This window comes from Gemmobacter megaterium, from assembly GCF_900156815.1.
Lineage (GTDB): Bacteria > Pseudomonadota > Alphaproteobacteria > Rhodobacterales > Rhodobacteraceae > Wagnerdoeblera > Wagnerdoeblera megaterium.
Genome location: NZ_FTOT01000003.1, coordinates 172,564 through 186,910, shown reverse-complemented (window position 1 = coordinate 186,910; position 14,347 = coordinate 172,564). Strand labels below are relative to the sequence as shown.

9 protein-coding genes are annotated in these 14,347 nt (G+C 66.0%); 2 read left to right on the top strand and 7 right to left on the bottom strand.

What is annotated here, in order from left to right; all coding sequences use genetic code 11:
• The first annotated feature begins 1 nt into the window (after position 1).
• The gene (locus BW970_RS09515; protein ID WP_144038924.1) at positions 2 to 898 is read left to right on the top strand and encodes a DMT family transporter; all 897 of its coding nucleotides are present in this window, start codon (positions 2 to 4) and stop codon (positions 896 to 898) included.
• A 21-nt stretch (positions 899 to 919) separates the two neighbouring features.
• Here the strand turns inward: BW970_RS09515 and BW970_RS09510 are convergent, their stop codons facing one another.
• A complete protein-coding gene (locus BW970_RS09510; RefSeq protein ID WP_076530561.1) occupies positions 920 to 5,497 on the bottom strand; it encodes a calcium-binding protein in 4,578 nt (1,525 codons plus the stop codon).
• 149 nt (positions 5,498 to 5,646) lie between these two features.
• Entirely contained in the window at positions 5,647 to 7,557 is a 1,911-nt protein-coding gene (locus BW970_RS09505) for a sensor histidine kinase (RefSeq protein WP_159441426.1), read from the bottom strand.
• 112 nt (positions 7,558 to 7,669) lie between these two features.
• Here BW970_RS09505 and BW970_RS20540 point away from each other — a divergent pair, with 112 nt between their 5' ends.
• Entirely contained in the window at positions 7,670 to 8,293 is a 624-nt protein-coding gene (locus tag BW970_RS20540) for a LuxR C-terminal-related transcriptional regulator (protein WP_076530557.1), read from the top strand.
• Between the two features lie 105 nt (positions 8,294 to 8,398).
• Here BW970_RS20540 and exaC read toward each other — a convergent pair whose 3' ends face one another.
• From exaC to BW970_RS09475, 5 genes are all read right to left on the bottom strand, one after another.
• Positions 8,399 to 9,919, bottom strand: a complete 1,521-nt coding sequence (exaC, locus tag BW970_RS09495; protein WP_076530555.1) for an acetaldehyde dehydrogenase ExaC — start codon at positions 9,917 to 9,919, stop codon at positions 8,399 to 8,401.
• Between the two features lie 143 nt (positions 9,920 to 10,062).
• Positions 10,063 to 11,007, bottom strand: coding sequence for a helix-turn-helix domain-containing protein (locus tag BW970_RS09490; RefSeq protein ID WP_083701198.1), 945 nt, complete (start codon positions 11,005 to 11,007; stop codon positions 10,063 to 10,065).
• Positions 11,008 to 11,156: 149 nt separating this feature from the next.
• Positions 11,157 to 12,269 carry a tricarballylate utilization 4Fe-4S protein TcuB gene (tcuB, locus tag BW970_RS09485; protein ID WP_076530551.1) on the bottom strand — a complete coding sequence of 371 codons (1,113 nt, stop codon included), beginning with the start codon at positions 12,267 to 12,269 and terminating at the stop codon, positions 11,157 to 11,159.
• Entirely contained in the window at positions 12,259 to 13,650 is a 1,392-nt protein-coding gene (gene tcuA, locus BW970_RS09480; RefSeq protein ID WP_076530549.1) for an FAD-dependent tricarballylate dehydrogenase TcuA, read from the bottom strand. Before tcuA ends, tcuB begins: the two co-directional genes overlap by 11 nt.
• Positions 13,647 to 14,315 carry a GntR family transcriptional regulator gene (locus BW970_RS09475; RefSeq protein ID WP_076530547.1) on the bottom strand — a complete coding sequence of 223 codons (669 nt, stop codon included), beginning with the start codon at positions 14,313 to 14,315 and terminating at the stop codon, positions 13,647 to 13,649. The genes tcuA and BW970_RS09475 overlap by 4 nt, the downstream gene beginning before the upstream one ends.
• Positions 14,316 to 14,347: the final 32 nt, after the last annotated feature.

Below are 14,347 nucleotides of genomic sequence, written 5' to 3'. Positions count from 1 at the left end.
CATGCACGCGCCCGCACTTTCCCGCACTGCCGCACCGGCGGTGGTGGCCCTTGGTCTGTTGTCGCTGATCTGGGGCTACAACTTCGTGGTGATGAAAGAGGTTCTGGCCTATGCCGATCCGCTGGATTTCACTGCGGCGCGCACCTTGCTGGGGGCGCTGGCGCTGTTCGCCTATGCGGCCATCACCCGCCGGGCCATGCCGTTGCCGCCATGGCGGGTGATGCTGCCCGTGGGGCTGTTGCAGACCGCGCTGTTCAGTCTGTTGATCCAATGGGCGCTGGTCGGTGCCGATGCCGGGCGCACGGTGGTCGTTGTCTATTCCATGCCGTTCTGGCTGGCGGGCCTTGCCGCGCTGCTGCTGGGCGAGGCGCTGGGGCGGGCGCGGCTGGTGGCGATGGCCGTTGCGGGGGCCGGGCTGACGATGATCCTGCGGCCATGGGAACCGGGGGCGATTTCGGCCAGCGGGCTGACGCTGGCGCTGCTGGCCGGATTCGTCTGGGCATTGGCGGCGGTGATCCTGCGCCGCGCGCCGCGCGCGCCGGGCCAGACGCTGCTGTCGCTGACCGCCTGGCAACTGCTGTTGGGGGCGGCGGTGTTGTGCGTGGCCGCGATGCTGCGCCCCTCGGCCCCGCCCCGGCCAGAGCCCTATCTTGCATGGGCGCTGTTCTATGGCTCTGTCCTGGCCACGGGCATGGCCTGGGCATTGTGGCTGTACATCCTCGATCATCTGACGGCGGCGGGGGCAGGGTTTTCCACACTGTTGGTCCCTGTCGTGGGGCTGCTGGCCAGTTGGGTGCAACTGGGCGAACGGCCTGACCAGTTTGCAACATTTGGCATCGGGCTGATCCTGGCGGGGTTGCTGGCCTTTGGCCTGGTCGGCTGGCATCGCAGCCGATAGCGACGCGCCACATCGCCTTTGTCAGAACAGGTCGATCTGCCCCGCGATGGTGCCAAGGTCGTCAACTCCGTCAAACCGGATGACCTCTCCTCCATCAAAGACCAGCGCGGCCATGCCGCCACGGGTGGCCGAGAACCGGGCGATGATCTCGTCAACCGTCAGCGTATCGGCCCAGAGCGTGCTCGACAGCCGCAGCCTGTCATTGTCGGCCACGGAAAAGTCGGTGATCAGATCCCTGCCATCCCCGGCCGCAAAGACAAAACGATCCGCCCCGGCCCCGCCTGTCAGCCGGTCCTGTCCCGCCCCGCCCGTCAGCCGGTCATTGCCATTGCCGCCGAACAGCCGGTCGCTGCCGTTGCCGCCAAGCAAGGTGTCGTTCCCGGCCCGCCCGAACAGCCGGTCGGCATCGTTGCGCCCATCCAGCCGGTTGTCGCGCGCGCTGCCGTCCACATGATCCGCACCCATCGCGCCGATGATATGTTCAATTCCGGCGAAGCTGCTTGTGGTGTCAACCTGCTGTGTGCCGACCCGGATCTCGAACCGTTCGGCATCGGCGGTGCCGGGCGCAGGCAGGATCCGATCCAGATCCGCCTGGCTGGCAGCGAACAGCGGTTCGGTCCGCACGACAGTCTCGGGGGTCAGCGACTGGCCATTCCAGACCCTTGCCTCGTGGGTGCCGGTATCGCGCCAGACCGGCGCTTCGGTCGTGATCGAAAGCTCCGCCTGCTCGGTGCGCATGTCGATCACGCTGCTGGCCGCAAGGGCGCCCAGCGACAGGGTATCGTCGCGCCCCGATCCACCCCGGATCGAGGCATTTCCGGTGCCCATGAGGATCAGATCGTTGCCCGACCCCCCATAGGCCGAATCCGCGCCTCCGCCCAGGACAAGCACATCATCGCCACCACGCCCCGCCAGCAGATCGTTGCCGCCGCCAGAGACGAGCATGTTCGCCTTGCCATCCCCGGAAATCTGATCGTTCAGGGCGCCGCCGATCACATTCTCTATGCCGCGCAGCACATTGGTGCCCTGCGCCCCGGTGGCGACACCCAGCCGCAGATCCGCTACAATACCCCCGAAGTTCCTTGCCACGATCGCCCCGCGCGCATCGTCGGGGGCCGCGTTGGCGAAACTGACGGTATCCACCCCCTTGCCGCCGGACAACGTGTCGTTTCCACCCCCGCCGTGCAACAGGTCATCGCCCTTGCCGCCTTCGAGGCTGTCGTTCCCGTCGCCGCCGAACAGTTCGTCATTGCCGCCATTCCCGCGCAATATGTCATTGCCGCCACGCCCGATCAGCCGCTCGCCGATCTTGCTGCCCTGCATGTCATCAATGGCCAGCGCATCGCCGATCACCTGTTCGAACCCGCGGATATCGGCGACAATCCCGTTGATGTCGCCCGGCGTCGCAAGCGTGCCGCGGCGCAGGTCAAGAAAAACCACCGGAGCAAGGCTGGTCCTGGAATGTGCGATTTCCAGACTGTCAAAGCCGCGCCCGCCGCTGACCTCGCCCTTCATCCGGCGGATCTGAACGTAGTCGTCGCCCGCGCCGCCATCGACGATATGCCCCGCACCACTTGCGTTGACATACATCTGGTCATCGCCCAGCCCGCCATAGAGCTGACCGTCCAGGATCAACTCCAGAAAGTCATCGCCCGCGCCACCAAACAGCGTGGCCGAGGACGAGCCGTCATTCGACGCCAGACGCCGCAATACATCGTTTCCAGCGCCACCATGAACGGTCAGGCGTTCACGCCCCATCAGCAGAACCTGATCGGCCTGATCGCCAAGATGGAGCTCCTCGATGCCCGTCATGTTGCCCGAGAACAACCGGCTGACGCCGCTCGCGCCCGGATCGGCGAGATTGACGAGATCCCGCGCCTCCTGGGCATCATAGGCTTCGATCCGTGTGCCAAGCGATCCTTGCAGCCGGACGAACCACCGGGCGTCAATCGCGCGGGTGTCGAGCACGTCATACCCATTCCCGCCATCAAAGCTCATGGTGCCGCTTGATCGGGCGGCCTCTGGTGGCAGGGTGGCATGAAGCGTATCGTCGCCGGTGCCGCCCGCCGTCAACGAGGCGCCGCGCGAATACAGCACATCGTCGCCGCCGCCGCCGTCGATGATCAACTGCGATCCCGCGCCCGGTGTGGCACCCAGCAATGTGTCGCCGCTGTCCGACCCGATGAACATCTCGAATCCCTCCGAGCGGTCCTGTGCCAGAACGGTAAGGCCATCGGCGGCATAGCGTGTGATCACGCCGGTGGCCGCATTGATGCGCAAAGAATCCGTCTGATGCAGCGGGCCCAGAACCCAGCCATTCAGCGGGCGCAGGTCATAGTTGGTCAGTTCGGTCGTATAGGCCAGCCGGTCGAACCCATCACCGCCATGAAACCGCTGCCCCCGCGCCGCGCTGACCGAACCGCCGACGATCACCGCATCATTGCCATCGCCGCCAAACACCGTGTCGGTGCCCGGTCCCGTCACGATGGTATCGTTGCCCGACCCGGCAAAGATCAGGTCATCCCCATCACGTCCGTCGATCCAGTCGCGCCCGCCGCTGGCGATGATCACGTTGTTTTCGGCGCTGCCCAGAAGATCGCTGTCGCGGGTGTCGTCCAGCGTGATGTTCTGGATACCATCCAGCGTGTCGCGGCCATAGCCGTCCCAGGCCCAGCCCGCCGTCAGTTCGACCTGAACGCGCGGATTGCCCGAGCGGTTGTCCTCGGGCAGGTACCAGGTGTTGGTGCCACCGCCGCCATAAACCAGATCCGCGCCATCGCCGCTGGCGATCACATCATTGCCGTCGCCGCCCAGAATGGTATCCGCCAGAGGCGAGCCAAAGATGTTGTCATCCCCGGCCAGCCCGCGGATCTCGACCGCCGTCGCCCTGGCGTAAATCTGGTCGTCGTCGTCGGTGCCCAGCACGATCGGGCCGTTGGGCAAGATGAAATTCGCGCCCAACTCTGACCGCGCGACGGTGATGTCGTTGAAGACAAAGAACTCGAACTCATGTGCCGTTTCACTGCGACCGCTGGAATGGCGCCATGTGACCGCGCCATCCACCACGGGAACCGCGACCGTGAACTCGAACAGGTCCCCCAGCATGACCAGCCGGTCGGTGCCCGCACCACCGAAAAGCGTATCATGCCCGGCGCCCGCGACCATGATATCATCGCCGCTGCCGCCATAGGCCAGATCGTCGCCGCCGCGCGGATCAAGGATGTCGTTCACCCCGTCACGGCCCAGAAGCGTATCGTTGCCATTGGTGCCGATACGCAGGTTGCCCGAGGCCATGCCCCCCAGATCGGGGATCAGGTCATCGGTCAGGTCGCGCAGCAGGTCGTCCACGCCCGTGGTCCAGCCGTCGATGTCCAGAAAACCCTCGATCCGGTCAAAGGCCGCGTCGATACCCGCCGCAAGACCATTGAGGACGGTCGAACTTGGCAGGAACGAGGTCAGTTTCCTGGCTGCCGCATCCAGGATTTTCGTGATCCCAAGCGAATCCAGCAACCAGTCCACCACCGGGCCGACCGTGAACTTGTAGACGAGCCCCGCCGCATCCAGCAGCCGCTCCACCGGCTTGAGAGCCTTGTAGATCGCGTTCAGCGGCGTTGCCAACGGCGCCAGAGTCGCGTTGATCTTGCCAAACAGCGATCCCACCGACACGAGCCCGTTGAACAGGGACGAGGTGAAGTTGTCGCGCAGGTCGTCCAGCGCGCCCTGCAAGGTCTCGTAGGTGCCGTTCACCTCGTTCAGCAGCACGTTCAACGGGGCCGCGACGCCATCCGCAGCCGTACGGAACGGATCCGCCGCCGGTCCGACCAGATCCAGCCCGAAGATCACGGTCCCGACCGTATCTTCATACTCGCCAACCTTCAGCTCGGTCAGCAACACGTCAAGCTGATAGTCCTGAAGCTTGTCCTCGGCCGCTTCGAGTTTTTCGATATAGCCCGACGCCTGGACCTTCTGGTCGATCTCGCGCGCCTTGTTGCGGATTTGTGCAGAGACGCTCTCGACGCTGCTCATCGCCTTGTCGAGCGCCTTGGCAAAGACCTTGAGCGGCCCGACCTTGTCAGCGATTTTCAGGCTGAACCGGGCCGATTTGATCGAGGCAAGAAACTGCGTCGCCTGGTCTTCGATCTGACCGGGCAGTTCCAGCGCCTGACGCGCCGTGGCAACGGCATCTTCGGCATTCGACAGCTCGTTGCGCAGATCGCCCAGGTTGTCACGGGTCCGCCCCAGTTGCAGGTGGAACAGGTCCAGGTCGTCGCCGGGGGCCTCGACCCCACCGGGCGGCGCGGCGCCACCATGATCCGGCGTGCCGGGGGGCGGCATCTGGAAAAGGGCCCCCGCCGGGGTTGCGGAGATTGCGGGGGCGGCGGCGGGCAAGCGCAGATCCGGCGCCGATGTCACCACGCCGTCGGCGGATGGCCCGGACGGGTCGGGGCGGGGCCGTGGGGCGGCGGGGCGGGTTTCGGGGGACAGCGCCAGCAGGTCATCCCAGCCGGTATCCAGCCCGACAGCGGTTTTCCAGCGATCCACCAGCGGTTGTTCGGTGGACAGGGGATCCGGGGGCAGGGGGGCCAGAGACCGCGTCATGACACATCCTCACTTTCCGCAACAGGTCGGGTTCGGCCACGACGGATGCCAGGCGCGGGGCCCTGCGGCTGCAAGGCCAAGGCTCCCTGCCCGGACTGACGTAGCGTAAACCAAGGTATCGTGGCGCTGCGTCCGGCGGTATCAGGTGATCAACCCATTTTGGTGCCGGGGGGACGACGGGGCGAAATGGCAACCGCGATGGAACAACCCGACCGCCGACCGGACAGCAACCGCAGATCCAGCCCATGCTGGCGCACCAGATCATGCACGATCGCCAGGCCAAGCCCGGCCCCTTCGGCCCCTGGCTGATCCAGCCGGGCCAAAGGGGCCAGCAGTCCGGCAAAGTCGGTCGGGGACAGGCCCGGCCCGGTGTCGTGCACCTCCAGCCACAGGCGCCCGGCCCGACGGCGGACGCCAACCAGCACCTTGCCGCCGGGCGTGTATTTGATTGCATTCGACACAAGGTTTCCCGCAATCCGCATGAACGCCAGCGGCGGTAGGTCCACCTGCGCGCTACAGCGGACGTGGCGCAGATCCAGCCTCTTGGCCCGCGCCGCAGCGCCGAACATCTCGGCCACCGCACCCAGGACCAGATCGGCGGAATAGGGCTCTGTCGTGCCCGGATCGTCGGGCTGTGGCGGGTCGGGCGCGTCAAGCTCTGAAAACCGCGCCAGTTCCGTACTGACCAACCCTTCCAGATAGTCGAAGGTGCCGTCAAAATCCTCGCGGACGGAACCGCCCCCGCGGCCATGCAGCAGCCGCTGCACATTCAGCCGCAGCGCGCCAAGCGGGCCGCGCAGGTCGTGAACGGTATCGGCAATCCGCCGCTGGCTTGACTGTGCGAGGGCAACCGCCAGCGCATACCGCTCTTCCAGATCGGCAAGGCGACGGCTGAGATCCAGATTGCGGCGCGTTTCGGAAAACGACGATTCAAGCGCCTGCTGACGCGCCCGCTTCATCTGGTTGAACCTGTCCAGAATCGCCAACCCCATGAAGGCGGCATCGGCCAGCAGCACCACACGCATGGAATCGAACTGCACCTCCTCGGAGATCTCCAGGCCCAGCCAGTGCCGCCCTGTCATGATCGCGCTCGACAGAACCGCGCCGCCCCAGGCCAGAATGTAGAACCGCACCTCGCTGAACCGACTGCGCGCAGCCACCAGCCCCGCCAGGGTGAACAGCAGCGTGCTGAGCAGGGCCAGCAATACCAGCGCCTTCTTGACAGGTTGCGCGTCGATCACGGCGGTGGAGGCCACCAGACCAAGGGTCAGCGCCATCAACGCCAGCAGCACCTTGTCGATGATCGGGTGATGCACGGCGGTTTGCAGGAACTGGCGTGCGAAATTGGCCCCGAAGACGATGATGCCAGCACCGACCAGCACCGACGCATAGGCATTGAACACCGGAAACTCTGGCCAGAGATATTGGAACGCATTGCCATCGGCGTGCATCAGGAACAACAATCCGCTGAGCGCATAACCGGAATAGGCCGCGAAAATGCCCCTCCGGGTGATCGCGCAGGCCAGTGCCGCCGAAATCACCAGAAACAGCATCATCCCGTAGTAGATGAAGTTCTTGGCGGTCTTGCGCGCCGCCAGATGTTCAAAGCTCTGTTCGGTATGCAGCGCGAACGACAGTTCGGACGAACCCCCAGAGGTGTAGCGCAGGATCAGCGTGCCACTGTCCCCCGGTGCCAGATGGAACGGGACGACCACTTCGGGATAGGAAACCTGCCGTGCCGCAAAGGGTGTCGTCCGGTTGTGATGTTCCAGCAACACGGGCGGTTGATCCTGACGCAGCAGCCAGATGTCGAAGTCGGGAAAGAAATTCTCGCGCAGATGCAGCCGCCAATCCGCCTGGACGTCGGTCGAATTCTGCAACGCGATCCGAAGCCACAAGGCATCACGGGTATACCCGAAATCGGCGCTCTGCCCCTCGACCGGCGTGAAGGGCAGCGCCAGCGCCTGGTCCAGCCCCAAGGCCCCCGAGGGATCCCGCAGATAGCTGACATGGCCCGCGAACACCCGATCCGCCGCAACGGGACCGTCAAGGTCCAGCACCTGCCCCGCCGCGCGATCAACCGTGCTTGACAGACTTGCCAGGGCGCAGAGTACAAATGCAACCAGCAACGCCTTGCGCATGGCAGGGTGTTCCATTCCAAAGAGGGCGCAGATGCCCCGGATCCGCGTTCTGCTTGCCGAGGATCATGCCTTCACCTTGTCGGGCATGCAACGATCACTGGCGGACGACCCGCGTTTCGCGGTGGTGGCGACCGCCGTGTCGGGCTTGGCGGCAATCGCGCTGGGGCGTATGCACGAACCCGATGTTGCGCTGATCGACCACGGGCTGCCGGGTGCCAATGGCCTGGAGGTCTTTATCGAACTGCGCCGCTGGGCGCCCCGCACACGTTGCCTGATCGTGACCGGCAATGCCAACCCTGCGACACTGGCACAGTTGCATCAGGCGGGGCTTCCCGGCCTGATGACCAAATCCACCGCCCTGGCAGAGGTTCTGGCAGCAATCACTCGCGTCGCGGCCGGACAGATCGTCCGATCTGCGGATGTACTGGCCGCCATCGCACCGCTGGCAGATCATGGCCACGATCTTTCGCTGCGCGAACGCGAGGTGCTGGCCGGCATTGCCGAAGGGCTGACCAACGCGGGCATTGCAACGAAACTGTCGATCAGCCCCAAGACGGTCGAAAGCCACCGGGCCTCGTTGATGCGCAAGCTGGATGTGAATTCGACCGCATCGCTTGTCGTGCGCGCCGTGCGCCTTGGGCTGCTGGATCTGTGACCCGGCAGGAACATGGGGCCGCCCGCGGCTTGCGCCATGCCACCGATCCGGCAGGTGCCGGCCAGGGACCAGGGGCCGACACGCGCCCCTGATCCCTGACGACCTTCAGAAGAACCCGAGCTTGTTGGGGTTGTAGCTGACCAACATGTTCTTGGTCTGCTGATAATGGTCCAGCATCATCTTGTGGGTTTCGCGCCCGATGCCCGATTGCTTGTAGCCGCCAAAGGCCGCATGGGCCGGGTAGGCGTGATAGTTGTTGACCCAGACCCGGCCCGCCTCGATCGCACGGCCAAAGCGGTAGGCGCGGGTGCCGTCGCGCGTCCAGACACCGGCGCCAAGGCCGTACATCGTGTCATTGGCAATCGCCAGCGCCTCGGCCTCGTCCTTGAAGGTGGTCACGGATACCACGGGGCCAAAGATTTCCTCCTGGAACACGCGCATCTTGTTGTGGCCCTTGAGAATGGTCGGCTGGATGTAATAGCCGCCCGAAATATCCCCGTTGAACCGTGCCGCATCGCCCCCGACCAGCACTTCGGCGCCTTCTTCCACGCCGATGGTGAAATAGGACATGATCTTGTCGAATTGCTGCTTGCTGGCCTGCGCGCCGACCATGGTGGCCATCTCGCGCGGGTCGCCTTGCCGGATCGCTTTCACGCGCGCAATGCAGCGGGCGATGAACTCTTCGTAGATGTCTTCCTGGATCAGCGCGCGGGACGGGCAGGTGCAGACCTCGCCCTGATTGAAGGCGAACAGCACAAACCCCTCGACCGCCTTGTCCAGAAAGGCATCGTCCTGCGCCATCACGTCGGAAAAGAAGATGTTGGGCGACTTGCCCCCCAGTTCCAGCGTGACGGGGATCAGGTTGACGGTCGCCGCCTCCATGATCTTGCGCCCCGTCGCGGTGGATCCGGTAAAGGCGATCTTGGCGATCCGGTTCGAGCGCGCCAGCGCATCGCCTGCCTCGGCCCCCAGACCGTTGACGATGTTCAGCACACCCGGCGGCAGCAGATCGGCGATCAGCTCTGCCAGCACCAGAATGGCGGCCGGGGTCTGTTCGGCAGGCTTCATCACGATGCAGTTGCCCGCCGCCAGCGCCGGGGCCAGTTTCCACGCCGCCATCAGGATCGAGAAGTTCCACGGGATGATCTGGCCCACCACCCCCAGCGGTTCGTGAAAGTGATAGGCCACGGTATCGTGGTCGATCTCGCTCATGGTGCCTTCCTGGCTGCGCAGGACCCCGGCGAAATAGCGGAAATGGTCGATCGACAGCGGGATGTCGGCATTCACCGTTTCACGGATCGGCTTGCCGTTGTCCCAGGTTTCGGCGGTGGCCAGCGTTTCAAGATTGGCCTCCATGACATCCGCGATCTTGAGCAGCAGGTTCGAGCGGTGCGCCGCACTGGTCTTGCCCCAGGCCTCTTTGGCGGCATGGGCGGCATCAAGCGCGGCGTCGATGTCCTCGGGGCCAGAGCGCGCAACCTCGCAAACCACCTCGCCGGTGATCGGGGTGATGTTGTCCATGTAGCGGCCGGCGACGGGGGGCACGAATTTGCCGCCGATGAAATTGTCATAGCGCGCCTTGAAGGGCGAACCGACAAGGTGGGATTTGTGGGTCATCTCGTTCATGGGTGGTTCCTCCGGGTTCGGGCCGCCTCCTCGCGGCCTTGTCCGGATGATCGGCGGCCCGCGCCTGCGGGTCAGCCCTGCCTGCGGGATTGGGCGCCCCGACCTGTCGCAGGATTGCGACAGGTGCGCCCAGGAATCTGCGGTCAGCGGCGGTCGAGCTTGCGGTGCAGGGTCGCGCGGCTAAGGCCAAGCGCCCGCGCAGCGGCCGAGATGTTGCCCCCGGTGCGGGCCAGCGCACGGGCAATCACGCCACGTTCCGCATCGTCGAATCCATCCGGGACCGCCTGTCCCAACACATCGGCCAGCGGGCGGGGGCTGTGGTGCAGATCGCCTGACAGATCCAGATGCAGCCGCGCCGCCCGCGTCGCCCCGATCACCAGATCATCGGCATCCACCGCCAGCACCGCCCCAATCCCGCGTTCGGTCCCCGGCACCAGCACCAGCCAGGCCGTGGGAAAGGTCTGGCTGAACAGATCCGCCTCGACCCGGCGGGCGGCTTCGGTCACGGTGGCACCGATCAGGCCGCCGATGGCCTCTGTCAGATCGGGGCGGGCGGTCGAGACGTCGATCACCGCCAGCAGGTCGCCTTCGGGGCCAAAGACCGGCGCCGAGGAACAGCTCAGCCCGATGTTGCGGGCCAGAAAGTGCTGGTCGCGGTGGATGGTGACGGCGCGGCCTTCGGCCAGGCAGGTGCCGATGCCATTGGTTCCGGCCTGTGCCTCGGACCAGGCGGTGCCGGTCCACAGACCCGCCGCCGCGAAATCGCCGTCATCCCGGCTGTTGCCGCGCCGGTCCAGCGCCACGCCATCGGCATCGGCCAGCACGATGCAGGCGCCCAGGCCCCCGACGGTCTGGAACAGCCGGTCCAGATGCGGCGCCGCCGTGGGCAAAAGCGCGCCCATCCGTTCGCGGGCCAGCGCCAGTTCCGCCGCCGTCATGCGCTGGTCCACCCCCGACGAGGCCGCCGGGTCCAACCGATAGAGCGTGGCCGACCGTGCCCAGGATGCCGCCAGGGAGGAACGTGCCGCCAACCCCGAACGGATGGCGGTTTCGATGCGCGTGACATGCTGGCGGGCGGTTGTGTGCATAGGCGGCCCCATCCGGGGGCCACCGTCTGGCGGGGGCGCCCGTCGCGTTCGGTTGGTCATCGACGTGCCCCGCCCCCCAAGGGCAGGCGTAGGGCAGAGGATGACGGCAACCGCGCCAGCGATCAAGCGCCTTGATGGGGCCGGGGCGGTCAGGCGCCCCCGCCGCCGCCCGGCGCAGGCTTGCCCGCCTCGGCCACCAGGGCCGCCAGCCGGAAAAAGCCATGCACCATCTTGGAAAACGGCATCAACAGGAACAGCACCATGACCGTGGCCAGATGAATGGCCAGCAGCGGCCCCACCAGCCCCGATCCCGTTGCCGCATAAAGCGCAAGCCCCGTCAGCGCGACCGCACCCAGCAACAGGACAAAGGCCATCTCGCCCCCCCAGACCCGCGCGGCGCCAAGCGCCGGATCGGCGCGCAGCTTCAGCCAGGCCAGACCTGCGGCGCCTGCCACCATCATCACGCCCCCCGGCACACCCAGCAGCTTGGGCAGCGACCACAGCGGATAGGGGGCCTCCCAGCCAAGGGCATAGTGCATCACTGTCCCGCTGGCCGTGGCACCGAAGCACAGCAGAAAGCCATACATCATCAACTGGTGGAACACCCGGCGGCGGTTGCTGAAACGGTCGCCCTGTTCGAAATTGCAGCCCTCGCCATGGCCGCCCGACAGGTTCTTCATCCGCGCCGCACTGTCGAAGGCCCGCAGCAGATGGGCCAGCCGCACCCGACCCCCGCCCACCTCGCGCCAGTAATCCCGCACCGACAGCGCGATCAGCGCCAGGGGCAGCACAAAGGCGGGGACAAAGATGGCCACCAGCGTGTTATGCGCCAGATGCGCATAGAACCCCGCCCCCGAGTCAGGGCGCAGTGCCGTCAGCGCCCAGAAGAACCAGGCCAGCGCCACCACCAGCAGCCCCGCCATGGCCACCCCGTGGCTCTGGAACGCCCGCGCAACTGCCTGTGGACGCGCCAGCCGTTCCCAACTGTCCACCCGCACCTCGGCCAGCGCGGCGGGGATGTTCAGCGCGAATTCATGCGGCGCGGTATATTGGCAGGCATAATAGCAGCCGCGGCAGTTGTGGCACAGGTTGGCCAGTTGCGTCAGATCGCCATCGGCAAAGGCCTTTTGCCGGGTCATCGCGGGAAAGACCGCACAGAACCCCTCGCAATAGCGGCAGGCGTTGCAGATCTCGATCTGGCGGCGGGCCTCGTCCATCGGGTCAAGCGCGGCAAGATCGAACGATTTCAGCTCATGCGACATGGGCGGCGGCCTCCTTGCCTGCGATGCGTCCAAAGACAGTGCCGATGGTCATGCCGAACCCGGCCAGATAGCCCTGACCCAGGATGGAGCCTGCCATGATCTCGCCCGCCGCCCAGAGGTTGCGGATGGGGCCTTCGGCGGAATGAACCTGCGCGCGGGCATCGACCTTCAGCCCCAGATAGGTGAAGGTCACGCCGGGGCGCAGTTGGTAGCTATAATAGGGCGGGGTATCCAGCGGCCGGGCCCAGTTGGTCTTGGGGATGGCCAGCCCTTCGGTGGCCAGCCCGTCAAGTTCGGTCGGATGAAAGCGGCCAGGCCGGCAAGCGGCGTTGAAGCTGGCGACAGTGGCCGCCACGCGGGCCGGATCCAGCCCCATGCGGACCGCCAGATCCTCGATCGTATCGGCCTTGATCGGCGGAAAGACCGACGGCATGAACAGGTCGATCGACTTGGCGTCGATCAGCGCATAGCCGACCTGATCGGGCTGCGCCGCGACCAGACGGCCCCAGATCGCATAGCGTTTCGGCCAGGTATCCTCGCCCTCGTTGTAGAACCGTTCGCCCTCGCGGTTCAGCACCACTGAAAAGGGCACACAATCCAGCCGGGTGACGATGCCGCCATCGTATTTCGGCGCGCGCCCGTCGATGGCCACGGCATGGCACTGCGTCGGGTCGCCGACAGAGGCCGCGCCCTGATCCAGCATGTCGCGCAAGACAACGCCCCGGTTGTAGGGCGTGCCCCGGATCAGGAAGTTGCGCGCGGCGGGCCCCCAGGCGCGGGCCAGCCAGTCGATATCGGCCTGAAACCCGCCCGAGGCCAGAACAAATGCGCGCGCCGCCACCGTCACGGGGCGCCCGGCAATCTCTGCCTCCAGATGGGTGATGCGGTCGCCCTCGCGGTGCACATGGGTGACTTGCGCCTCATAGGCGATGTGAACGCCCAGATCGGTGGCGGTGTTGTAATAGGCATTCACCAGCGCCTTGCCGCCCCCCAGAAAGAAGGCATTGGTCCGCCCCAGGCTGAGCGTGCCCGACAGCGACGGCTGGAACCGCACGCCATGCGCCTGCATCCAGGGCAGGCACTCCTCGGATGACCGGATGGCCAGCCGGGCCAGCCCCTCATCGGTCTTGCCCTTGGTCACCAGCATCAGGTCGTGGAAATATTCCTCTTCCTCATAGCTGTCGATCAGCGGCGCCATCGGGCCATGGTGCATACAGCGAAAGTTGCGGGTATGGCGGCTGTTGCCGCCGCGATAGGCGACCGGCGCCCCTTCCAGGATCAGCACGCTGGCGCCCGCTTCGGCAGCGGTGATCGCGGCGCACAGGGCGGCATTGCCGCCGCCCACGACGGCCAGATCAAAGACCTCGGGCCAATTTTTCATACACCATCCTCCATCGGCAGTTCACGGCCCCGCATTCCGCGGATGCGGGCGGACAAGGCGGCCTCGACATGGGCGCGCATGGCGATTTCGGCGGCCAGCCCGTCGCGGGCCTGCAAGGCGGCCAGAACGGCGGCATGTTCGCCTACCGCTGTCTGTGCGCGGCCCGGATCGGACAGCGTGGTCGGGCCAAGGATCAGCAAGGTCTTTTGCAGCGCGCTCATGGCCTTGATCAGAAAGCGGTTGCGCGCGGCCTCGATCAGCGTGCGATGGAACACCCGGTTCAGCTCGCGCGCCTGAGGCCCTGCGGGGGCCTGCCCCAGTTCGGTATTCAGCGCCGCCAGCTCTGCCAGCTCGATGTCCGAGGCCGCCCGCGCGGCCAGCCGTGCCGCCGTGCCCTCCAGCACGATGCGCATCTCGTAGAGTTCGACCACTTCGGCATGATCGAGGCTGCGGATGGTCGCGCCCTGCCGGGGCAGGTGAACGACCAGCCCGTCTGCCTCCAACTGCCGGATCGCTTCGCGCACGGGGGTGCGGCTGATGCCCAGGCGTTCGGCCAGGTCCGTTTCACGCAACCGCGCACCGGGCGCCAGCGCCCCGCTGCGGATATCCTCCAGCAGGCGGCGATAGGCGCCTTGCCCCTGCGGGCCTTCGATTTCGTCAGCCATGAAACGACTCGCTTGCAGTTTCTGTGTTCAGA